This window comes from Microbacterium pasadenense, assembly GCF_047246565.1.
Taxonomy (GTDB): Bacteria; Actinomycetota; Actinomycetes; order Actinomycetales; family Microbacteriaceae; genus Microbacterium.
The window spans coordinates 825,859-846,436 of record NZ_JBFOKN010000001.1 but is presented as its reverse complement, the minus strand read 5'-3'; the positions used below and the strand labels follow the sequence as shown (position 1 = coordinate 846,436).

The 20,578-nt window shown below is 72.1% G+C and carries 20 protein-coding genes; 8 read left to right on the top strand and 12 right to left on the bottom strand.

Going from position 1 to position 20,578, the window contains the following annotated elements; genetic code table 11:
- Positions 1-21 precede the first annotated feature (21 nt).
- From AB3M83_RS04010 to AB3M83_RS04000, 3 genes are all read right to left on the bottom strand, one after another.
- Positions 22-804: a hypothetical protein gene (locus AB3M83_RS04010; RefSeq protein WP_412945312.1), complete on the bottom strand. Its 783-nt coding sequence runs from the start codon at positions 802-804 to the stop codon at positions 22-24.
- The gene (locus AB3M83_RS04005; RefSeq protein WP_412945310.1) at positions 797-1,003 is read right to left on the bottom strand and encodes a hypothetical protein; all 207 of its coding nucleotides are present in this window, start codon (positions 1,001-1,003) and stop codon (positions 797-799) included. The genes AB3M83_RS04010 and AB3M83_RS04005 overlap by 8 nt, the downstream gene beginning before the upstream one ends.
- A gap of 105 nt (positions 1,004-1,108) precedes the next feature.
- The gene (locus tag AB3M83_RS04000) at positions 1,109-1,654 is read right to left on the bottom strand and encodes a helix-turn-helix domain-containing protein (protein WP_412945309.1); all 546 of its coding nucleotides are present in this window, start codon (positions 1,652-1,654) and stop codon (positions 1,109-1,111) included.
- 67 nt (positions 1,655-1,721) lie between these two features.
- Between AB3M83_RS04000 and AB3M83_RS03995 the strand changes: the two genes are divergently transcribed.
- The gene (locus AB3M83_RS03995; RefSeq protein WP_412945308.1) at positions 1,722-2,666 is read left to right on the top strand and encodes an NAD(P)/FAD-dependent oxidoreductase; all 945 of its coding nucleotides are present in this window, start codon (positions 1,722-1,724) and stop codon (positions 2,664-2,666) included.
- Here the strand turns inward: AB3M83_RS03995 and AB3M83_RS03990 are convergent.
- Complete coding sequence (locus AB3M83_RS03990; RefSeq protein ID WP_412945307.1) at positions 2,652-3,296, bottom strand: YdeI/OmpD-associated family protein; 645 nt, start codon at positions 3,294-3,296, stop codon at positions 2,652-2,654. The genes AB3M83_RS03995 and AB3M83_RS03990 overlap by 15 nt on opposite strands.
- Before the next feature lie 80 nt (positions 3,297-3,376).
- On the opposite strand from AB3M83_RS03990, the gene AB3M83_RS03985 reads away from it, so the two are divergent.
- Positions 3,377-4,852 (top strand): lipase maturation factor family protein, encoded by a 1,476-nt coding sequence (locus AB3M83_RS03985; RefSeq protein WP_412945306.1) that lies wholly within the window; start codon positions 3,377-3,379, stop codon positions 4,850-4,852.
- A gap of 3 nt (positions 4,853-4,855) precedes the next feature.
- On the opposite strand, the gene AB3M83_RS03980 is transcribed toward AB3M83_RS03985, so the two are convergent.
- Positions 4,856-5,560, bottom strand: a complete 705-nt coding sequence (locus AB3M83_RS03980; protein ID WP_412945304.1) for an NRDE family protein — start codon at positions 5,558-5,560, stop codon at positions 4,856-4,858.
- A 45-nt stretch (positions 5,561-5,605) separates the two neighbouring features.
- On the opposite strand from AB3M83_RS03980, the gene coaBC reads away from it, so the two are divergent.
- Complete coding sequence (gene coaBC, locus AB3M83_RS03975) at positions 5,606-6,835, top strand: bifunctional phosphopantothenoylcysteine decarboxylase/phosphopantothenate--cysteine ligase CoaBC (protein ID WP_412945303.1); 1,230 nt, start codon at positions 5,606-5,608, stop codon at positions 6,833-6,835.
- A 221-nt stretch (positions 6,836-7,056) separates the two neighbouring features.
- Here coaBC and AB3M83_RS03970 read toward each other — a convergent pair whose 3' ends face one another.
- The gene (locus tag AB3M83_RS03970) at positions 7,057-7,623 is read right to left on the bottom strand and encodes a cysteine hydrolase family protein (RefSeq protein WP_412945301.1); all 567 of its coding nucleotides are present in this window, start codon (positions 7,621-7,623) and stop codon (positions 7,057-7,059) included.
- Positions 7,624-7,684: 61 nt separating this feature from the next.
- A complete protein-coding gene (locus tag AB3M83_RS03965) occupies positions 7,685-8,518 on the bottom strand; it encodes a DUF72 domain-containing protein (protein WP_412945299.1) in 834 nt (277 codons plus the stop codon).
- Positions 8,519-8,582: 64 nt separating this feature from the next.
- Between AB3M83_RS03965 and AB3M83_RS03960 the strand changes: the two genes are divergently transcribed.
- On the top strand, positions 8,583-8,753 hold the full coding sequence (locus tag AB3M83_RS03960; protein WP_412945297.1) for a hypothetical protein: 171 nt from the start codon (positions 8,583-8,585) through the stop codon (positions 8,751-8,753).
- Positions 8,750-10,399, top strand: coding sequence for a RecQ family ATP-dependent DNA helicase (locus AB3M83_RS03955; RefSeq protein ID WP_412945295.1), 1,650 nt, complete (start codon positions 8,750-8,752; stop codon positions 10,397-10,399). The genes AB3M83_RS03960 and AB3M83_RS03955 overlap by 4 nt, the downstream gene beginning before the upstream one ends.
- A gap of 13 nt (positions 10,400-10,412) precedes the next feature.
- Here the strand turns inward: AB3M83_RS03955 and AB3M83_RS03950 are convergent, their stop codons facing one another.
- Together AB3M83_RS03950 and AB3M83_RS03945 are read right to left on the bottom strand one after the other, a co-directional pair.
- Positions 10,413-11,303, bottom strand: coding sequence for an aldo/keto reductase (locus AB3M83_RS03950; protein WP_412945294.1), 891 nt, complete (start codon positions 11,301-11,303; stop codon positions 10,413-10,415).
- A 95-nt stretch (positions 11,304-11,398) separates the two neighbouring features.
- Complete coding sequence (locus AB3M83_RS03945) at positions 11,399-13,114, bottom strand: long-chain-fatty-acid--CoA ligase (RefSeq protein WP_412945292.1); 1,716 nt, start codon at positions 13,112-13,114, stop codon at positions 11,399-11,401.
- A gap of 158 nt (positions 13,115-13,272) precedes the next feature.
- On the opposite strand from AB3M83_RS03945, the gene AB3M83_RS03940 reads away from it, so the two are divergent.
- Positions 13,273-13,620 (top strand): hypothetical protein, encoded by a 348-nt coding sequence (locus AB3M83_RS03940; protein WP_412945291.1) that lies wholly within the window; start codon positions 13,273-13,275, stop codon positions 13,618-13,620.
- 30 nt (positions 13,621-13,650) lie between these two features.
- Here AB3M83_RS03940 and AB3M83_RS03935 read toward each other — a convergent pair whose 3' ends face one another.
- Entirely contained in the window at positions 13,651-14,670 is a 1,020-nt protein-coding gene (locus tag AB3M83_RS03935) for a zinc-dependent alcohol dehydrogenase family protein (RefSeq protein WP_412945290.1), read from the bottom strand.
- A 29-nt stretch (positions 14,671-14,699) separates the two neighbouring features.
- Complete coding sequence (locus AB3M83_RS03930; RefSeq protein WP_412945289.1) at positions 14,700-15,953, bottom strand: multidrug effflux MFS transporter; 1,254 nt, start codon at positions 15,951-15,953, stop codon at positions 14,700-14,702.
- Between the two features lie 152 nt (positions 15,954-16,105).
- Here AB3M83_RS03930 and AB3M83_RS03925 point away from each other — a divergent pair, with 152 nt between their 5' ends.
- Both AB3M83_RS03925 and AB3M83_RS03920 read left to right on the top strand, forming a co-directional pair.
- Positions 16,106-17,032 carry a helix-turn-helix transcriptional regulator gene (locus AB3M83_RS03925; RefSeq protein WP_412945288.1) on the top strand — a complete coding sequence of 309 codons (927 nt, stop codon included), beginning with the start codon at positions 16,106-16,108 and terminating at the stop codon, positions 17,030-17,032.
- A 321-nt stretch (positions 17,033-17,353) separates the two neighbouring features.
- Complete coding sequence (locus AB3M83_RS03920; protein ID WP_412945287.1) at positions 17,354-18,676, top strand: HNH endonuclease signature motif containing protein; 1,323 nt, start codon at positions 17,354-17,356, stop codon at positions 18,674-18,676.
- A gap of 89 nt (positions 18,677-18,765) precedes the next feature.
- On the opposite strand, the gene AB3M83_RS03915 is transcribed toward AB3M83_RS03920, so the two are convergent.
- A complete protein-coding gene (locus AB3M83_RS03915) occupies positions 18,766-20,523 on the bottom strand; it encodes a DUF2207 domain-containing protein (RefSeq protein ID WP_412945286.1) in 1,758 nt (585 codons plus the stop codon).
- Positions 20,524-20,578 lie beyond the last annotated feature (55 nt).

Below are 20,578 nucleotides of genomic sequence, written 5' to 3'. Positions count from 1 at the left end.
CGGCAGGCCCGCCCCCTCCCGTCACTCCTGCGGGTACGGATCTGTCGGCCAGCGCAGCACCGCGACCACCTCGCGCTGGGGTCGGTCCGGCCTCGGCTCCCCCTCCTCCAGGTGCTCCGCGGTCACCAGGATGCGTGCGCCGGTGAGGATGGCGGCACGCGCGAGCGCGTCCGCTGCCGACACCCACCCGATGCTGTCGGCGGCATACTCGTCGTCATCGCCCTCGGCGACCCAGGGCGGGGCCCCGAGGGCATCGAGCATCCGCTCGGAGGCCGCGGCCTCATCGGGCAGGACGAGCGTCTCCACCTGCGCGCGCTGCAGCAGCGGCACCACCTCCCGGACGCCGTTGCCCTCCCGTCGATGACTCTCCTCGGCGGCGTGGTCGAGAGCGTCGGACACCTCCGCATCGACGCCCGCGTCCGCGGAGTCCGCCGATCCGGCGCCCGCCGACATCGCCTCCCGCGACCGATGGAGCAGCAGCGGGATCAACGGCGGCACCGGGCCGTGCCGGAAGGTCTCCGGTCCGTGCCGCGGACCTGCGAAGCTCTGGTCGAGCTCCACCCGCCCGTCGCGAACGAGCAGATACCTCGTCGACGGACTGGCCATCCCGGTCTGCGCGGCGATCGCCTCCGCGATCGCCGTCACGTCGGCGTCGGGGGCGCCCGCGCCCTCGACGGACTCGCCGACGCGACGCCGTCGCGCCAGCTCATCGGGTTCGGGCAGATCGCTCGGACCGTCGATGTACGCGGCCGTCCACGGTCCGCGCTCGGCGAGGAGCCGCTCGAGGTCTTCGTGCTCAGACATCGCCGCGCTGCTCCCCGTCCCGCCGGAGCGCCGCCTGGGTCTCGTCCGGATCGGTGTCGTCCGGCAGCGGCTCCGTCTCGCGGAAGGGCTCGACGTGCGCCGCGCCTCCCTGACCCTGCACCATCCCGCGGGTCTCCTGTTCCATCTCCTCGTCGAGGCGGGGCCCGTGCTTCGTGTTGCCGCGTTCGCCGTCAGTCATGTCCGTCCTCCTCAGCCGGGGTCATCGTGCGTCCACGGTGGCCACGGCGGGGGCGCGCAGGCGACGGGGTTGACAAGCCCCGGATCGCGTCGCCGCGGAGGCGTCTCAGTGGGTGTGGATCCGCTCGCCCGACGCGCTGAAGATGCTGACGACCTCTGCCGGTCCGGCTTCGCTCGCGCAGATGCTGTGCGGGATGCGCGTGTCGAACTCCGCCGCTTCGCCGGCGGCGATGTGGTGCTCGACGCCGTCGAGGCGCAGCCGGATCACTCCGCTCAGTACGAAGAACCACTCCGATCCGTCGTGCGTGCGGGGCTCGGGCGCCGTCGCGCGAGGCGGGAAGGTGATCTTGTAGGTCTGCACCGGCGAATCCGCGAGCGTCAACGGAGCGACGACCATGCCCTTCCGCCGCTCGATCGCCCGGCGCACCCGGGGATCCGCGGGCTCGGGCCGCACGAGGTCGTCGATGCGCACACCGAGGAGGCGTGTCAGCGGGACGAGCAGTTCGAGCGACGCCTGCCTCCTCCCCGACTCGAGTCTCGAGAGGGTGCTGATGGACATGCCCGCCCGCGACGCGAGGTCGGCGAGCGTCCACCCGTGATCCTGCCGCGCTGTGCGCAGACGGGGGCCGATCCGATCCAGGTTCGAGGTCATGGATGCCAGTTTGCCATTACTGCAAACCTGTTTGCTATGAGTGGACTCCGGCGCGCACGCTGGAGCCATGACACCGGAGACCTGGGACGCGATCATCATCGGCGGCGGCACGGCGGGGCTGAGCGCTGCGCAGATGCTCGGACGGGCGAGGCGCCGCACGCTCGTCATCGATGCCGGCGACCCGCGGAATCGATTCGCCGAGCACATGCACGGCGTCCTCGGCCACGACGGGAAGACCCCCGCCGAGCTCCTCGAGATCGGCCGCCGGGAAGCCCGCGCGTACGGCGTGACGGTCGAGCCCGGACGGGTGGTCGGGGTCGCCGACCTCGGCGAACGCCTCGAGGTCGAGTTCGACACCGGACGACGGGACACCGCGCGGGCGCTCCTGCTCGCGACGGGGGTGTCCGACGACCTGCCCGACATCCCCGGCATGCGCGAGCAGTGGGGCACCGGCGTTCTCCACTGTCCCTACTGCCACGGCTTCGAGGTCGCCGGGCGGCGCCTCGGCGTGCTGGCGACCTCACCTGCCGGCATCCACCAGATCGAGCTCGTCCGACAGTGGACCGACGACCTCACCGCCTTCACCGCGGCCGCTGAGCCGCTCGATGCCGCTGTGCGCGAGAGGCTCGACGCCCGCGGCATCCGGATCGTCGATTCCCCCGCGACCGCGCTGACGACGGCGGCGGGCGTGCTCAGCGGACTGACTACCGCCGACGGCGCCCATCACCCGCTGGACGCGCTGTTCACTGCGCCCGTGCCCCGCCTCCGCGTGGACCACGTCGCCGCGCTCGACCTCGCGCGCAGCGACCAGCCCGGCTCGCCCCTCGCCGCCGACGCGCTCGGCGCGACCAGCCACCCGCGGGTGTGGGCCGCCGGCAACCTCGTGGCTCCGTACGGCAACGTCCCGCTCTCGATGGGGCAGGGCTCCTTCGCCGGCGCCGCGATCAATGCGGCGCTGGTGATGGAGGACGCCGCGCGCGCCGCCGCGGCTCGGAGATCAGCCGCCGGCTGAGGCGGCGGCCGCGGCAGCCCGCGCCACCCACGACGGCGTGGTCCCGTACTTCTGGAACGACACGAGGCCGCCGGCGGCGCAGGCCGCGACGAGCTCTGCGAGCCGTCGCTCCCTCGTCTCCTCGCGTTTCGCGCTGTTGACCCAGTGCGTCACGGCGCGGCGGTACGACGGGATCGCCGCCTCCCAGAACGCCTGAGCCGCCGGATCCGCCGCGAGCACCGCCGCCTGAGCGGGCGCCAGCTCGCCCGGCCGCTCGTGCGAGTAGACCCCGGTGCGCTCCGGCGTGCGGCGCTCGTACGCCGCGATCCCCGCCGGTCGCATCCGGCCCTCGGCGAGCAGCCGCTCGACGTGCGCGACGTTGACGGCGCTCCAGATCGACCCGGGCCTCCGGGGCGTCCACCGCTGGCGTCTCGAGTTCTCGTCGATGCCCTTCGCGATCGAGTCGATCCATCCGAAGCAGAGCGCCTCGGGCACGGCCTCCGCCCAGGTCAGCCCCTGGCGTGGATCCCCCTTGCGGTAGAACCCCATCCAGAGCTCGGTCGCCGTCTCGTGGTTCGCGTCGAGCCAGGCGCGGAACGCCGCGGCATCCGCGAAGAACACCACCTCCGGCTCGCCCGCCCCATCGCTCATGCCCGCGACGCTAGCACCGCCCGCCGACGCGGCCGCGCCCCCCTTGCGCCACGCATGGCATGCGGGGCTAGCGTGACGGGGTGGACGGTTTCGCGGCGGTCGACTTCGAGTTCGCGCGGCAGGTGCTGCAGCGGGGCATCGCGGTCCTCTACGTCGTCGCGTTCGTGTCGTCCTTCCGTCAGTTCCCCGCTCTGCTCGGCGAGCGCGGCCTGCTGCCGGCACCGCGGCTGCTGGAATGGGCTCGTCACGCTGCACGGACCCGCCGCCTGCTGCGCCCCACCGTGTTCACCCGCATCCGGTTCACCGACCGACGGCTGCGGATCCTGTGCGCCGGCGGGGCGACGCTGGGCGTCCTGCTCGTGGCAGGCGTCCCGCAGGCCGGCCCGCCCTGGGTCCCGATGCTCTGCTTCCTGGCGCTGTGGTTCGGCTACATGTCGATCGTGAGCATCGGGCAGACGTTCTACGGGTTCGGGTGGGAGATGCTGCTGCTCGAGGCGGGCTTCCTCGTCGCCTTCCTCGGCTCCGATGACCAGCCGCCGCCGACCGTGGTGATCGTGCTCCTGTGGTGGCTGCTGTTCCGCCTCGAGTTCGGCGCCGGGATGATCAAGATCCGGGGCGGCCGGGAGTGGCGCGACCTCACCGCCATGGCGTATCACCACGAGACCCAGCCGATGCCGGGTCCGCTCAGCCGGCAGGCCCACCTGCTCCCCCGGTGGTTCCACCGCGCGGAGGTGGTCGGCAACCACGTCGCGCAGCTGCTCGTGCCGTGGCTCCTGTTCGCGCCGCTGCTGTCGCTGTGGGTCCCCGGGCCGTGGCCGCTGTGGGTCGGTGCGGGCGCGGGCGCCGTGATCATCGGCACCCAGCTGTGGCTCGTCCTCACCGGCAACTTCGCGTGGCTCAACGTCGCGACGATCGTGCTGGCGTTCTCGGCGGTGGGACTGCCCGCATCCGGTCACCCGACGGTCACCGACCCGCCATGGGTCGTCCAGGGCCTGCCGCTCGCATGGCTCGCCGTCACCGCTGCGCTCGGTGCGGTGCTCGTCGTGGTCAGCGTCCCTGCCGCGAGGAACCTCGTCGCGCGCCGGCAGCTCATGAACGCGTCGTTCAACCGGTGGCAGCTCGGCAACGCCTACGGCGCGTTCGGCACCGTCACGCAGGAGCGGATCGAGTACATCATCGAGGGCACCCGCGATGCGGACCCCGACACCGCGGACTGGCAGGAGTACGGGTTCCACGGCAAGCCCGGCGACGTGCGGCGGCGGCCGCCGCAGGTGGCGCCGTACCACCTGCGGCTCGATTGGCTGATGTGGTTCCTGCCGCTCGGACCCTCGCTCGAGGACTGGTTCGCGGTGTTCCTGACGCGCCTCCTCAACGCGGATGCGGCGACGCTCGCCCTCCTGCGCGACGACCCGTTCGACGGCGAGCCGCCGCGCTGGATCCGCGTCGTCGGCTACCGGTACCGCTTCGCGACGCGCACCGAGGGGCGACAGCACGGGGTCCACTGGATGCGCGAGTCGCCGCGCGTGATCGTGCCGCCCCTGACGCGGAGGGGCTGAGCGTCAGCGCAGGTCGAGGTGATTCCAGACCCCGGCCTCCACCAGCTCGCCGTAGACGACGTCCGCGTGCGAGCCGGCGACGGATGCCGCGCACACGAGCAGCGACAGGGTCGGGTACCCGTGCGCCCGGTTGTCGCGGATGATGGCGCGATCGTCGGTCGGCGCCACCGCGGTCGTCTCCTCGAGCGCCGTGAGCCAGGGCTCCCACCACCGCGGCCCGTCGGCGGGCGCGCCGAACGCGTCCCGCCATGCCGCGATGCGGGCGGTGTCGGGGTCGTCGACGTCGCCGTGGGCGATCATGTGCACGCCGGGGCCGAGGGGGACGGTGCGGACGGCCGCCCCGTCCCAGTGGTGCACCCGGGCCGTGCCGCCGCCGATCTCGACCAGGTTGAACCCGTGCGTCCGCGGCTCGTCGGGGAGCTCCCGTCCGGCGACGGCGTCCAGGACGATGTGCCCCCGGGACCCCGTGGCCACCTTCTCGGGCAGCAGGTCCGCCCGGTTGAGCACGACGGCGAGGCGCCCGGCATCCGTGTCCGCAGCCAGCCACGCGCCGCCGGCTCGGCTGTCACGGACCCCGACGACGTCCGGAAGCTCGGGCCACCAGCGCCCGAGCGGGTCCCAGGCGCGGCCCGGGTCCTCGTCACGCACGGCGAGGACGCGGATCGGGTCGTCGGGGCTCTCGGGCACGGAGACGATGACGGTGCACATCGTCGGCCTCGCCTTCCGGGTCCGCCGCCGTGGCAGGATCGGACCATGTTCGTCGTCGTGGGCGTCTCGGGCGGCATCGCCGCGTACAAGACGGTGCAGGTGGTGCGTGCGCTGGTGACCAACGGGCACGAGGTGCACGTTGTTCCCACGCCGGACGCGCTGAGATTCGTCGGCACGGCCACATGGGAGGCGGTCAGCCGCAATCCTGTCACGACCAGCGTGCACGATTACGTCGACGAGGTGCGTCACGTCGCGCTCGGCACGCACGCCGACCTGGTCATCGTCGCCCCGGCGACCGCGAACACGCTCGCGAAGATGGCGGCGGGGATCTCGGACAACCTGCTCGGCGTGACGCTGCTGGCGACCACCGCACCGGTCGTCGTCGCCCCGGCCATGCACACCGCCATGTGGGAGCACCCGGCGACGCAGCGGAACATCGGAGTGCTGCGGGAGCGCGGCGTCCACGTGGTCGGTCCGGCGGACGGCCCGCTCACGGGCGGCGACTCCGGCCCCGGCCGCATGGCCGAGCCGGACGAGATCGTCGCGGCCGCCCTGGCCGTCGTCGCCGGCGGCGCCGGCGGATCGGATGCCGGCCCCGCCGGCGACCTCGCCGGCCTGAGCGTCGCCGTCTCGACCGGCGGCACGCGCGAGCCGATCGACCCGGTCCGCTTCCTCGGCAACCGGTCCAGTGGACGACAGGGCGCCGAGGTCGCGCTCGCGGCCGCGGAGCGCGGCGCGCGGGTGCATCTCGTCGCCGCGCACGTCGACGACGGCGTGCTGGCGGACGCGGCGCGGCATCCGTCGGTCACCGTCGAGCGCGTGAGCACGGCCGCGGAACTCGACGCCGCGATGGGCGAGGCCGCGGCGGCCGCGGACGTCGTCGTCATGGTCGCGGCGGTCGCGGACTTCCGGGTCGCCGAGGTCTCGCACGAGAAGATCCGCAAAGAGGACGGCGCCGCGCGCCTGGACCTCGTGGAGAACGCCGACATCCTCGCGCGGCTCGTGGCATCCCGACGGGACCGGCAGACCGTCATCGGCTTCGCCGCCGAGACGGCGCGCGACGACGCGGAGCTGCGCGAGCGTGGCATCCGCAAGCGCGCCCGCAAGGGCGTCGACCTGCTGGCCGTGAACCGCGTGGCGTGGGATGCGGGGTTCGAGACGGCCGACAACGCCGTCCTGCTCGTCGACGGGACCGACGCCGTCGTCGGCGAGGTCGCCGGCAGCAAGCGCGCCGTCGCCGATGCGCTCTGGGACGCCGTCCGCGCCCTGCGCTGAGCGCCCTCCGCCGCCGGCCGGCCCGGCGACTGCTCGAACGGACGCACGACCGGTGGTGCCGGTGTCATCCCCTGTGGCCGGTGTGGCACCGATCCGGCGGTCGGTCGTGCGGCCGTGCGGTCGGTCGTGCGGCTGGGCGGTCGGTCGTGCGGTCGTGCGGCCGTGCGGCCGTGAGGCCACGCGGCGCGCGAGGCGGCTAGGCGGACGGGCGCGCGCCGCGGTCAGCCGGCGAGGAGCTCGGCGGTGGATGCGACCGTCGCGAACTCGCCGTGCAGGTTGGCGGCCGTCACGGCCGTCAGCGTCGCGGCCGGGACCACCTCCCGGTCGGGCCCCACCCGGTCGAAGGTGGCCGTCGCGTCGAGCGCGAAGTACGTGTCGTAGCCGAGGTTCCCGGCGATCCGCGCCGTCGTCTCACAGCAGTGGTTGGTGGTGATGCCGGCGATCACCACCTGCCTGACGCCCTCCTCACGCAGCCACGCGTCGAGGTCGGGCGTCCCGTGGAAGGCGGAGTTGACGCTCTTGGTCACGAGGAGATCGGGGACGCCCGTGATCACCGGCGCGAAGTCGTTGCCCGGAGTGCCGGGAGCCAGCGGCGATCCCGGCGACGCCGAGTCGTGCCGCACGAACACGAGCGGCCAGCCCCGGTCGCGCCAGCGCCCGATGAGCGCCGCGATGTTCTGCTCGCAGTCGGGGTTGTTCCGCGGGCCCCAGTACGCGGCGTCGTCGAAGCCCGCCTGCACGTCGACGACGACGAGGGCGGGCCGGTCGAGCAGGAGGTCGGATGCCATGACTCGAGCCTGACACGCCCCGCCGCCGCAGGACGGTCGGATGTCGACGGGATCCTGCCGGTCAGTCCGCGAGCCGCGCTCCCAGCGCGAGCGCGTCGTGCGGTGCGAAGCCGCGCGCGTCGTTGTCGAAGTAGACGTACACGTCGGGCGGGATGCCGTCTGCCGCGCCGGCCTGCCAGCCCCGGATCCGATCCGCCCAGGCGTCCAGCTGCTCCGCCGAGTAGCCGCTCGCGTACAGGTCCTCCGCGCCGTGCAGCCGGACGTACGTGTACGCGGCCGTCTGCTCGCCGAACGCCGGGAACCGTCCCGCCGTGTCGGCGACCACGAGGGCGACATCGTGACGGCGCAGGATGTCGGCGGCCGCGGGGTCCTCGAACGAGGTCGAACGCGGCTCGAGGGCGTGTCGGATCGGCCGGTCCTCGTCGATCTCGAGCCAGGCCCGGCCGTCCAGCCGCGCGTCGTGCGCCGACGCGATCGTGAGCGCCTCCGCCGTCGTGCGGGGCAGGGCCCCCAGGAACGCGTCGAGCTCGTCCGCATCGAAGGCCACCCGCTCGGGCAGCTGCCACAGCATCGGCCCGAGCTTCGGGCCGAGCGCCAGCACACCCGAGGCGAGGAAGTTCGCGAGGGCCGTCTCGATGCCGCGCAGCCGGAGCATGTGGGTGATGTACCGCGATCCTTTGACGGCGAAGACGAAGTCATCCGGCACCGCATCACTCCAGCGCCGGTAGCTCTCGGGCCGCTGCAGCGAGTAGAACGAGCCGTTGAGCTCGACCGTCGGCATCCGCTCGCCGACGTACTCGAGCTCACGACGCTGGACGAGGCCGGGCGGGTAGAAGTCGCCGCGCCAGCTCGCGTAGCGCCACCCGGAGATCCCGACGCGCACACGACCCGACATGGCCCCAGACTAAGCGGCTGTCAAGGGTGTCCGGCACGTCCGCGCTGCCGACGATGCTGGACGCATGAACGAGCACGAGACGTCCTCCGCACCGGGCGAGGGTCACGAGACCGCAGCAGCACAGGGCGGCGGCGCACTGGACGGCGACGACTTCACGGCGCAGATGAACGAGAACGAGGCCGAGGCGGACGAGGCGAGCGGCGCCACGCACGGTGGCCGGGTGGCCGACGAGTGACGGGGGTCGCGTCGGCGCCCGTCGCCGACCGGTCCGAGATCCGTCGCGTCGCGCACGCCGCCTTCGGCCTGGACGATCTGCGCCCCGAGCAGGTGGAGGCGATCGAGGCGTCCGCGCAGGGCCGTGACGTGCTCGTCGTGTGGGCGACGGGATCGGGGAAGTCCGCCGTCTACCAGGTGGCGGGTGCGGTGCGGCCGGGCATCACCGTCGTCGTGTCGCCGCTCATCGCGCTGCAGGAGGACCAGCTCTCGGGCCTCGACGAGGCGCCGAACGCCCCGAAGGCCGTCGCGCTCAACTCGAACCGGGGCGTGCGCGCCCGCGCCGAGGCCTGGCGCCGGCTGCGGGAGGGCGAGGCGACTTACGTGCTGCTGGCGCCCGAGCAGCTCGCGAACGACGAGGTGGTCGCCGACCTGGCCGAGCTCGACATCGCGTTGCTCGTCATCGACGAAGCGCACTGCATCACGTCGTGGGGTCACGACTTCCGACCCGACTACCTCGGGATCGGCGCGGTGGCACAGCGGCTCGGTCGTCCGCCGATCATCGCGCTGACCGCCACGGCATCGACCCCGGTGCGCACCGAGATCGCGGAACGGCTCGGACTGACGGACCCTGCCGTGCTGCTCGGCGACGTCGACCGTCCCGGCATCCGTCTGGACGTCCGCCGGCACCAGGAGGACTCCGGCAAGCGGGCGGCGGTGCTCGAGGAGGTGGTGTCGCTTCCGGGTCCGGGACTCGTGTACGTCGCGACCCGGCGGTCGGCCGAGGAGTACGCCGCGCAGCTCGCCGAGCGGAATCTGCGCAGCCGCGCGTATCACGCCGGACTCGGGCGGAAGGAGCGCGCGGCCGTCCATGAGGCGTTCCTCGACGATGAGCTCGACGTCGTCGTCGCGACGTCGGCGTTCGGGATGGGGATCGACAAGGAGAACGTGCGATTCGTCGTGCACGCCGACATCCCCGATTCGGTCGACGCCTACTACCAGGAGCTGGGACGCGCCGGCCGTGACGGCGGCGCGGCTCAGGCGACGCTGCACTACCGTCCCGAGGACCTCGCTCTCCGCCGGTACTTCGCGACCAAGAATCCGGATGCCGCGGAGTTCCGTTCGGTCGTGACCGCGATCCAGGGCGGTGCGAAGCGGAAGGCAGAGCTCAGCGAGGCGACGGGCCTGTCGCCGCGACGCGTCACGGCGCTTCTCGCACTGCTGGTCGACACCGCGTCGGTGCGCCTGAACCGCACCGGCGCCGTGCTGCGGCGCGGTGTCGATCCCCGGACGGCGGCCGAGGCGGCGATGGCGCGCGCCGAGGAGCGAGAGCGCATCGACCGTTCCCGCATCGACACGATGCGGGAGTACGCCGAGACCCGGCGCTGCCGTCGCCAGGTGCTGCTGGGCTACTTCGGCCAGGAGGTCGCGGAGCCGTGCGGCCACTGCGACACCTGTGCGGACGGCTCGGCGTACGGGCCGGTCGCGGCGGAGGCGTCCGACAGTCCGTTCGCGGTCGACGACCATGTCACGCACCGCGAATGGGGCGACGGCACGGTCGTGTCGGTGGAGGACGACCGGATGCGCGTGTTCTTCGAGTCCGAGGGCTACAAGGTGCTCTCGATCGAGATCGTGGCGGCGGAGGGGCTGCTCACTCCCGCGGGGTGAGCAGCCCGCCTGCTCAGACCTCGAGGCCGACGGCGGCGGAGCAGCGGGCGAGTTCGTCCGCGCTCAGCTCGAGGTCGGCGGCCTTGGCCGAGTCGGTGATGGATGCCGCGCGCCGCGCCCCCGGGATCGGGATGACGGTGGCGCTCAGCGACAGCTCCCAGGCGAGCACGACCTGCTGCGGGCTGACGCCGTGCTCCTCGCCGATCTCGGCGAAGGCCGCGAATCGGGAGCCGACGTCGCGGGCGCCGCCGCCGGTGCCGCCGAGCGGGCTCCACGGCAGGAAGGCGATGCCGCGGTCGGCGCAGTACTGCAGCTCGTCGTAGCTGCCCGGGTGCCGCGGCGAGAACTCGTTCTGCACACTGACGAGGCCGCCGTCGCCCAGGACCTGCTCGGCGATCTCGATCTCCTCGACGCTGGCGTTCGAGATCCCGACGGCGCGGATCTTGCCCTCCTCCTGCAGCGTCTTCAGGTTGTCCATGATCTCGCCGTAGACCATCCACCGGTCCGGCCGGTGGTACTGGTACAGGTCGATCGCGTCCACCTGCAGGTTCCGGAGCGACGACTCGACGGCGCTGCGGAGGTAGGCCAGCGAGCCGTCGCGGCCCCACTTCTCCCCTTCGGAGCGGGTGATCCCGCCCTTCGTCGTGACGACGACCGAGCCGCGGTCACCGCCCCATCCCGCCAGCGCGTCGGCCACGATCTTCTCGTTGTGGCCCATCGTGTCCCAGCTCGGCGCGTAGATGTCGGCCGTGTCGATGAGGGTCACGCCGGCATCCAGCGCCGCCCGGACCGTGGCGACGGCCTCGTCGTGGTCGGGGTAGGCCTTGTCGTTGTTCATCGACACCGGCATCGCGCCGAGGCCGATGGCGGAGACGGTGTACGGGCCGAGGGTGCGCTGCTGCATTGTTCTCCTTCGAAGGTGCGGATGTTCGCGGGATCCACCCTGCCACCGGTTCCGTGCCCTCGGAGCGGGCTTGACAGCATCCGCTGCCGGGTCGGTCAGCGCGCGGCGACCCGGTCGCGGACCTCGCGCCGCAGCACCTTGCCGATCTGCGAACGCGGCAGGTCCTCGACCGGCACGACCCGCTTGGGGACCTTGTACGAGGCGAGGTGCGCTTTGGCGAAGTCCTTGAGCGCCGAGGCGTCGAAGACGGCGCCCGGCGCCGTCACGACGGCCGCGACCACGTCCTCGCCGCCGGCGGAGCGGGGCACGCCCACGACCGCCGCCGCCTCGACATCGGGATGCAGGACCAGCACCTGCTCCACCTCGCTCGGGCTCACGTTGAACCCGCCGGTGATGATGAGCTCCTTGACCCGGTCGATCACGGTGACGAAGCCGTCCGGCGACACCGTGACGATGTCGCCCGTGCGCAGCCAGCCGTCGTCGAGCATCACCGCGGCCGTCTCGTCGGGGCGGCGCCAGTACCCCTGGAAGACCTGCGGGCCGCGGATCAGCAGCTCACCCGGCTCGCCGGCCGGACGGTCCACGGTCGGCGCATCGGGGTCGACGACACGGATCTCGGTGCTCGGGAACGGCACTCCCACGGTTCCCGGCCGCCGCGTCGGCCCCATCGGGTTGCCGAGGGCGACCGGCGAGGTCTCTGTCATCCCGTACCCCTCGACGAGAAGCCCGCCGGTCGCCTGCTCCCAGCGGTCGACGGTCTTGACCGACAGGCTCATGGCTCCCGAGATGGAGAAGCGGATCCGGGACAGGTCGACGCCTTTGCGGGTGCTCGCGCGCGACAGGGCGTCGTAGATCGGCGGCACGCCGGGGAGGAAGGTGGGCGGAGAGGTCCGGGCGGCGGCGACCGTCATGTCGACGTCGAACTTCGGGAACAGCACGACCCTCGCGCCGATGGAGACGGCGAAGGTGAGGCAGAGGGTCAGCCCATACGCGTGGAACAGCGGGAGGACCGCGTAGAACGTCTCCTTGCCCTCCTGCAGGCCGGGCACCCAGGCCCTGCCCTGCGCGGCGTTGGAGCGGAGGTTCCGGTGCGAGAGGATCGCCGCCTTCGGCGTGCCCGTCGTGCCGCTGGTGAGCTGCAGCAGCGCGGTGTCGTCGAGGCCGGGCGCCGGGTGCTTTCGCGGCAGGCGCCGGCTCTCGACGAGCTGGTTCCAGCGGATGAGGCCCTTGGACGTCGGGGTGCCGGTCATCGCCTCGCGCGTCGCGCGCGCGGCGGGGACGGGCAGATGCAGAGCGAGTCGCTTCGTCCACGGCAGGGCGTCCGGCATCCGCACCGAGACGATCGCGGCGGGCGCGATGTCGGCGGGGAACCCGGCGACGATGTCCGCCACCTTGTCCCAGACGATCGCGACGACCGCTTCGTGCACCTCGAACTGGTGACGCAGTTCCCGTGCCGTGTACGTCGGGTTGTGCTCGACGACGATCGCGCCGAGCCGCAGGACCGCGTAGAACGCGATGACGTGCTGCGGGCAGTTCGGGAGGATGAGGGCGACGCGGTCGCCCTTCTCGACCCCGAGCCTGCGCAGCGCGTTCGCCGCGCGCGAGACCTGGTCGCCGAGCTCGGCGTAGGTCGTCTCGGCCCCGAAGAACTCGCACGCGACCTTGCCGCCGTACTTCCTGACGGACCCCTCGAGCAATCCCACGAGCGTCTCGGTGACCGGCGTGATCTCATGCGGCACGCCGTCGGCGTACGAGTTCAGCCACGGCCGGCTCTGGAGCCAGGATGCGTCGTCGGTCGGGGTCGTGCTCATCGGTGTGTGCCTCCAGGATCGCTGCATCTCAGCGTAGGACGGCGATCCGATGCGGCTCCTGAACACGGCCGGGACTTGACGAGGACGCGGGCGCTGTGCACGGATGCCGGCTGTCAAGTCCCTCCGGGCCCTCCGGGAGACGGTTCTAGCCTCGCCGCATGAGCATCGAACTGAACCGTCCCGCCCTCGAGCAGGCGCGTGCCCTGGTGCGCCGAGGAGACGTCGTCCGCGACGAACGCGACGACTGGTCGGAAGCCGCGCCCGCGGCATCCGACGAGAACGAATTCATCGAGAAGCACGGCTGGACCGAGTTCTCGCACTGGCACCTGGGAATCGATAGGGACGAGAACCCCGAGACCAAGGGCGCCTACAGCTTCCCGTACGGGGACTTCGAGAAGGTGCGGCGCTCCGGCGTCATCTCGGGCGAGAGCCGGGCGGGCCAGTACGACCACGACGAGATCCGCGACGAGCTGCGGAAGCTGCTCGAGCTGATCGACGACGAGTGACATCGACCGCGACCGGCCGCCCGGTTCGGATCAGACGGTGAGCAGCACTTTGGTGGCGCGGCGCTCGTCCATGGCCTTGTAGCCCTCGGCGGCATCCTCGAGCGGCAGGGCCAGGTCGAACACGGCACCCGGGTCGATCCTGCGGTCCCAGATCAGCTGGATGAGTTCCGGCAGGAACCGGCGCACCGGCGCGGGACCGCCGTGCAGGTGCACGCCGGAGAAGAACAGCTCCAGCCCTTCCAGGGACACGTCGTGGGAGACGCCGACGAAGCCGACGTGGCCGCCGGGGCGGGCGGAACGGATCGCCTGCTCCATGGACGCCTGGGTGCCGACGGCCTCGATGACGGAGTGCGCCCCGAGTCCGTCGGTGAGCTCCTTGATGCGTGCCACGCCCTCGTCGCCGCGCTCTTCGACGATGTCGGTCGCCCCGAACCGGCGGGCGAGAGCCTGGCGGTCGGCGTGCCGGGACATCGCGATGATCCGCTCCGCGCCGAGTTCCCGGGCCGCGAGGATGCCGAGGAGGCCCACGGCACCGTCGCCGACGACGACGACCGTCTTTCCGGGGCCCGCTTCGGCGGCGACCGCGGCGAACCAGCCGGTGCCGAGGACATCCGATGCGGCCAGCAGCGACGGAATCAGGTCGGCGTCGGGCTGGCCGGGGGTGGCGACGAGGGTGCCATCGGCGTGCGGGATGCGGGCGTACTCCGCCTGCGTGCCGATCTCGCCCATCAGGGCCCGGTGCACGCAGTGCGACTGGTAGCCGGCCCGGCAGATCTCGCAGGTGTTGTCGGAGGCGAAGAACGACCCCACGACGAAGTCGCCGACGGCGATGGTGGTCACCTCCGCGCCGATCTCGGTCACGACGCCGGCGTACTCGTGGCCCATCGGCGCGTCCTGGACCGGTTCGGCGCCCCGGTACGGCCAGAGGTCGGACCCGCAGATGCAGGACGCAGCCAGCTTGATGATGGCGTCGGTGGGCTCGAGGATGGTCGGGTTGTCCCGGTCCTCGACCCGGACGTCGCCGGGGGCGTACATGATGACTCCACGCATGATGGTGTCCTTTCCTTCGGTGTGGGGTATCAGGAGACCGATGCGGTTTCCGATGGGGTGGCCGCCGCCGCGGGGGCCGTGACGGGCGGGCGGCGGTGGATCAGGAGGAGGCTGGCTGCTGCGGCGAGAGCGACCGAGACGACGGTGACCAGCCCCAGCGGCAGGATGCTGAGGGCCCCGGCGACGCCGACGAGCGGTGCGGCGATCCCGCCGAACCCGAATCGCACCATGCCGAGCAGGGACGAGGCGGTGCCCGCCATCTGCGGGTAGTCGGACATCGCGAGGGTGGTCGCCGGGGGTGCCGTGATCGCCACACCGCTGGACAGGGCGAACAGCGAGAGGATGACCATCCACAGCGGCATCGGAGTCAGCCCGGCCACCAGCAGGCCGAGCGCGCCGACACCGGTCACGACGACGCCGACGGTGAGCGTGCCGAAGACGCTCCACCGCTCGGCGGTGCGCCCCGCGAGGTAGCCGGCGACCATGTGGCCGGCGGAGTTCAGCCCGAAGGCGGCGGCGTACCACTGCGGCGACAGCCCGTAGACGTCCTGCAGCACGAACGTCGACCCGGCGAGGTACGCGAACAGCGCCGCGTAGAGGAACCCCTGATTGAGGACCGCGCCGAGGAAGACGCGGTCGCCGAGCAGGGTGCGGTAGTCGCGGAGCGTCTGACCGAATCCCCCGCGGGTGCGCCGGTCGGCCGGCAGCGTCTCACCGAAGATCGCGAGGGTGAGCGCGAGGATGACGGCGCCGATGACGGCGAGGAAGACGAACAGGCCCCGCCAGTCGGTGACGGTGTTCAGCATCCCGCCGAGGAGGGGGCCGACGATCGCCGCGAGCCCGCCGATCACTGTCAGGCTGCCGTAGAACCGGATCAGCTTGCGGCCGGTGAAGATGTCTCGTCCGGCCGCCGTGGCGATGACGATCCCCACGCCGCCGGCCAGTCCCTGCACCACGCGGCCGAGGATGAGCACCTCGATGCGAGGGCTCAGCGCGCAGAGCGCTGACGTGACGATGTAGGCGACGATCCCGACGAGAAGGATGCCGCGCCGCCCGTACCGGTCGGACAGCGGCCCGGCGATCAGCTGGCCTACGGCGAGTCCGAGGAGGCAGGCCGTGACCGTCAGCTGCGCGACCGAGGTGGCCGCACCCATCTCTCCGGCCAGCGCGGGAAGCGCCGGCAGATACAGGTCCATCGAGATCGGGCCGAACACGGTCAGCACCAGCAGCAGCGCCGGCAGTGCCCGGCGTGCGGCGGGAGCGATCGGAGTGGGAGCGGTCATCCATCCAGGCTCCCCTGCTCCCCGCCGGCGCGGGAGTCCCTGAGGAGAGGTGTACCGACAGGGAACCCCTCATCGGGGTGCCGGCGGCTTCGCGTCGAAGGGTGCCCTCGCAGCGCCTCCCTCATCCGGCACCGCGGATCTAGCCTCGTCGTATGGACAACCGAGCTGATGTGCGCGAGTTCCTGATGAGCCGCCGCGCCCGCGTCACTCCCGACGCGGCGGGCATCGCGGTCGGCAGCAACCGCCGCGTCGCCGGCCTGCGTCGCAGCGAGGTCGCGGCCCTGGCGGGAGTGAGCGTCGAGTATTACGCCAAGCTCGAGCGTGGCGCGATCGCCGGCGCGTCGGCATCCGTCCTCGACGCCGTCGCCCGGGCGCTGCAGCTCGACGAGACCGAGACGGCTCACCTGCTGGACCTGGCGCGCACCGCCGACGGCATCCCCACCAGCGGCCGCGCACGCAAGCGCAGCGGCAGACCCGCCGCACCGCGACAGAGCCTGGAGTGGGCACTCTCCTCCATCACCGAGGGGATCGCATTCGTCCGCGACCCGCGGCAGAACCTGCTCGCCGTGAACGATCTGGGTCGCGCGTTCTACTCGCCGGTGATCGGCGACGGCGGCCGCACACCGAACCTGGCGCGGTTCCAGTTCCTGGACCCCGCCGCCCGCGAGTTCTACCCGGACTGGGAGATATTCGCGGACATGTGCGTCGCCATCATGCGCGCCGAAGCCGGCCGTGATCCTCACGACAAGGGCCTGCAGGACCTCGTCGGGGAGCTCTCCACCCGCAGCGAGCACTTCCGGCGGCTGTGGGCAGCACACAACGTCCGCACCCACGGTGCCGGTACCAAACGTTTCCAGCATCCCGTCGTCGGCGAGCTGACCCTCGCATACGAGGAACTCGCCCTCACCGCCGAGCCCGGCAACGTCATGCTCATCTACACCGCGGAACCCGGCTCGCCCTCCGCGGAGCGGCTCCGGCTGCTCGCGTCATGGAGCGCGGAACACCCTGCCGAGACGGCGAACGCTGTCACGCTGTCGGCTCCCGACGGGGGCGACGGCGCCCGCGCCGGCGAGCCCTGATCCGGAGGTCTGCGGCTCCCCGCCGGAACATCACAGATTCATAACAAGAAATCCTTGCCACCGTTATCTGGTCGTTATAGAGTCTCAGCACGGTAGATGTTTTGCTGTGGCACCTACCGACATGTGATTGCAGGACACTCTTGGTGCAAGGGACAAGGGCCGGCTGGATGCCTCTCCAGCCGGCCCTTACTTTCGCCCTCAGCGAGGTGTTCGGCGCAGTCCTCTCCACAGGTGGCCCTGCGGGCGGGTTGTCCACAGGAACCCGCGCTGATCTGGGGTTGTGTCGGGTCGATGTCGGACCCCCTGGTCACAATAGGGGGTATGGCAGCACTGGTTCCGGAGCCCGGTTCGGGGGCTCGGCGTCTCGCGGAGATCGTCGACGCGGTCGCGGCGGAGCGTCGGGAGATCGCGCGTCGTCAGGCGGCGGAGGCGGCGCTGCTGTCCGAGGCGATGGATGTCGCGTTGGGGCAGATGGGTCCGCCGTCGCGGGACCTGGATGCGCCGTATGACGTTCCGGTCCGGTCGGCGGCGGCGCAGATCGCGGTCGCGGTGCGGGTGTCGGATCGGACGGTGCAGGCGTGGATGGATGCCGCACACACGCTGTGCGACCGGTTCCCGGCAACCCACGCGGCGCTGGGTGAGGGCCGGATCGAGCGGTCGCATGCGCAGGTGATCGCCGAGGCCGGGGTGAACATCCTCGACGGGGAGTCGCGGGCGGAGTTCGAGGGGGCGGTGCTGCCGGTCGCGGAACGGGAGTCCGCGAACAGGTTGCGGCCGATCGCACGGTTGCTGGCGCAGCGGATCCACCCGATCCCCCTCGCGGACCGGCACCGGGCGGCCGCGACCCGCCGCGGCGTGTGGCTGCGGGAAGGCGTCGACGGGATGGGGGAGCTCGGGTTCAGCGGGCCGATGGTCCAGGTCACAGCGATCAAATCCCGCCTCGACCTCCTGGCCCGGGAGGTCATCGACGCCCGGCACGGACGGTCGGGTGGTGATCCCGGTGATGCGCTCGAGGGACTGAACGAGCCGTGCTCGCGAGATACCCGGTCGATGGGTGAGGTCCGGTTCGACGTCGCGGCAGATCTGCTCCTCACCGGGCACGCCACCGCCCAGGACGCCGAGAACTCCATCCCGGCAGCCGATGCGATCCGTGCGCGGGTGCAGATCACGATCCCGGTGCTGACCCTGCTGGGCCAGTCCACCGAACCTGCGGAACTCGCCGGGCACGGACCGATCGACCTCAACACCGCCCGCGACCTCGCCGGCCACGCGCCCGGATGGGACCGGGTCCTCACGCACCCGGTCACCGGGTGCGTGCTCGCGGTCGACCGGTACCGGCCCACCGCCGAGCAGCGTCGCTTGCTCGCGGTCCGGGACGAGCACTGCCGGTTCCCCGGCTGCCGGCAACCCGCGCACCGGTGCGACATCGACCACACCATCCCCGCCGAACACGACGGCCCCACCGAGATCTGCAACCTCGCCCACCTCTGCCGCAGACACCACACCCTCAAACACCACTCCGCCTGGCGGGTGAGACAACACCCCACCGGGGTCCTCGAATGGACCAGCCCGAGCGGCCACACCGTGCCCGACACCCCGGCCCGCACCCTCGTCTTCACCGCGGTGGATCCGCCACCGTTCTGACCCACCGGTGACCGGCGGCCGCGATCAGCAGCCGCCGGAGGTCAGGACCCGCCGACGCGGACGCCGCGGAGGTCGCAAGCCGCCGACGGTCAGACGCCGCCGCCTCCCCCACCGCCACCGCCGCCCCCCGCGGAGCCACCGCCGGTCGAGCCGCCCGTCGGCGAAGACGAGGCGGTCGCCGCCGACAGCGAGCCGATCCCCGACGAGAAGGCCGCCGCGTTGAAGGCGCCCGACCCGACGTACCACGACGGTCCGGCGACCCGGTTGTCCTCGTAGAGGACCGCGAGGCGCTTCGACCACTCGCTCTCCTGTCCGAACACCACGGCGTACGGCAGCAGGGCCTCATACAGTCTCAGCATCTGCCGCGGGTCGTCCACGTCGACGGCGACCCGCTCGGCACCGGCCGGTGACTGCAGGGTCCGGATGCGGTCCGCCTCTGCCCACTCGATGAACACCCGCAGCCCTGCCAGGTGGTCCCGCAACTCCGCACCCGCCGCGGTCAGCGGGCTCTTCGCGAGCACCACGATGACGGCCACGACGAGCATGAGCCCCAGGACCAGCGCGATGACCGGCCAGAGTGGGTCGATGGCGGCATCCAGCATGACGATGCCCGCCAACAGGACGAGAGCCCCCAGCACGACCGAGAGGAGCCCCGGAACGAGCCTGGTGCCCAACCGCACCGACCGCCGGAGGCCCCTCTTCCCGAGCGCCGATCCGGCGCTCGACAGGATCTTCTGCGCCGCCTTCGACAGGCGCGTGTCCGAGCTGCCGAACTCGTACCTCTCGCCGGGCCGCCCACTCGGGAACAGGCCCTCGAGGAGCATCCGGCCGTCGCCGTCCGCCCGGGACGGATCTACCAACTCGGCCACGAGCTTCGCCGAGCCCCAGCGGGGCTTGTCTCCCTCGGAGATCCGGATCGACCCGACGACCGCCTGCTCGAGCACCTCGGCGGGGATCGCCTTGGCCGGCTTGGAGAGGAACACCGCCGCTTCGAGGGCATCGATTCCGGCGGGCGGGGAGTACTCCGCGATCACCGTCGGGCGCCCCGCGGCATCCGCCAACCGCGTCCTCCGCACCGCCACCGCCCAGCCGAGGACCGCGATCATCGCGGCCAGCGCCGCAAGCTGGATCCACGCCCACACGGACCCGAGGTACGACGTGTCGAGCGGCTCGAACGTGTCGTCCGTGAACCCGACCGCGAACGTGAGCGTCTCATGCGGAGCGAGCTGCTCCTGCTCGACCGTGAGGACCGGTCCGGTTCCGGCCGCGGTCTCCTCGATCCGGTCGCAGGCGACTGTCGAGTCGGATCGCCCGGCATAGCAGGCGCTCGCGCCGACGGCATGCCTCAGTTCGGGCGCCACGTTGAGGCGCGCCGTCACGCGGCCGAACGGCTGCTCCCAGTCGAGCCCGTTGACCTGCCAGTAGAGCTCGGCGCCGGTGTCGGAGAACTCCCGAACGACGTTGTCGAGGCTGTAGCGGAAGACGAACGTCTGCCGCCCGTGCAGGTAGTCGTCGGAGCGAGCGACCACCTCGAGACCGGCGTCGCCGTCGTCGGTCTCGACCTCCCACTCGTCCCCATCCCCATCGACGACCGTGTCCACCGACGGACGCACCGGCTGGCCGCGGAACTCGGTCGCGATGACCCGCCGCATGCCGCGGTTCTGGTCGGCGTCCGGGAACACCGCGACGAACGTCTCGACGACGTCCATCCGGCTCACGCCGCTCGCATCGCGCGTCAGGGTGAAGTCCACGTCGAGGCTCTCGAAGACGAAATCGTCGACGTCGGCCGAGGCCGCCAGCGGCGGCGCGATCACCGCCATCAGGACCACCAGTGCAGCTGCCGCCACTGCGCGTGCTGTGCGTCTCGAAGTCCTCACGCTCCCACCCTACGAGCGGCGATAC

Bases quoted from the DNA above. Each gene is read 5' to 3' on its own strand.
- AB3M83_RS03980 (WP_412945304.1), bottom strand. From the start codon at position 5,560: ATGTGCACCGTCATCGTCTCCGTGCCCGAGAGCCCCGACGACCCGATC.
- AB3M83_RS03970 (WP_412945301.1), bottom strand. From the start codon at position 7,623: ATGGCATCCGACCTCCTGCTCGACCGGCCCGCCCTCGTCGTCGTCGAC.
- AB3M83_RS03940 (WP_412945291.1), top strand. From the start codon at position 13,273: ATGAGCATCGAACTGAACCGTCCCGCCCTCGAGCAGGCGCGTGCCCTG.
- AB3M83_RS03925 (WP_412945288.1), top strand. From the start codon at position 16,106: ATGGACAACCGAGCTGATGTGCGCGAGTTCCTGATGAGCCGCCGCGCC.
- AB3M83_RS03920 (WP_412945287.1), top strand. From the start codon at position 17,354: ATGGCAGCACTGGTTCCGGAGCCCGGTTCGGGGGCTCGGCGTCTCGCG.
- AB3M83_RS04000 (WP_412945309.1), bottom strand. From the start codon at position 1,654: ATGACCTCGAACCTGGATCGGATCGGCCCCCGTCTGCGCACAGCGCGG.
- AB3M83_RS04005 (WP_412945310.1), bottom strand. From the start codon at position 1,003: ATGACTGACGGCGAACGCGGCAACACGAAGCACGGGCCCCGCCTCGAC.
- AB3M83_RS03995 (WP_412945308.1), top strand. From the start codon at position 1,722: ATGACACCGGAGACCTGGGACGCGATCATCATCGGCGGCGGCACGGCG.
- AB3M83_RS03960 (WP_412945297.1), top strand. From the start codon at position 8,583: ATGAACGAGCACGAGACGTCCTCCGCACCGGGCGAGGGTCACGAGACC.
- AB3M83_RS03990 (WP_412945307.1), bottom strand. From the start codon at position 3,296: ATGAGCGATGGGGCGGGCGAGCCGGAGGTGGTGTTCTTCGCGGATGCC.
- AB3M83_RS03935 (WP_412945290.1), bottom strand. From the start codon at position 14,670: ATGCGTGGAGTCATCATGTACGCCCCCGGCGACGTCCGGGTCGAGGAC.
- AB3M83_RS03930 (WP_412945289.1), bottom strand. From the start codon at position 15,953: ATGACCGCTCCCACTCCGATCGCTCCCGCCGCACGCCGGGCACTGCCG.
- AB3M83_RS04010 (WP_412945312.1), bottom strand. From the start codon at position 804: ATGTCTGAGCACGAAGACCTCGAGCGGCTCCTCGCCGAGCGCGGACCG.
- AB3M83_RS03945 (WP_412945292.1), bottom strand. From the start codon at position 13,114: ATGAGCACGACCCCGACCGACGACGCATCCTGGCTCCAGAGCCGGCCG.
- coaBC (WP_412945303.1), top strand. From the start codon at position 5,606: ATGTTCGTCGTCGTGGGCGTCTCGGGCGGCATCGCCGCGTACAAGACG.
- AB3M83_RS03965 (WP_412945299.1), bottom strand. From the start codon at position 8,518: ATGTCGGGTCGTGTGCGCGTCGGGATCTCCGGGTGGCGCTACGCGAGC.
- AB3M83_RS03950 (WP_412945294.1), bottom strand. From the start codon at position 11,303: ATGCAGCAGCGCACCCTCGGCCCGTACACCGTCTCCGCCATCGGCCTC.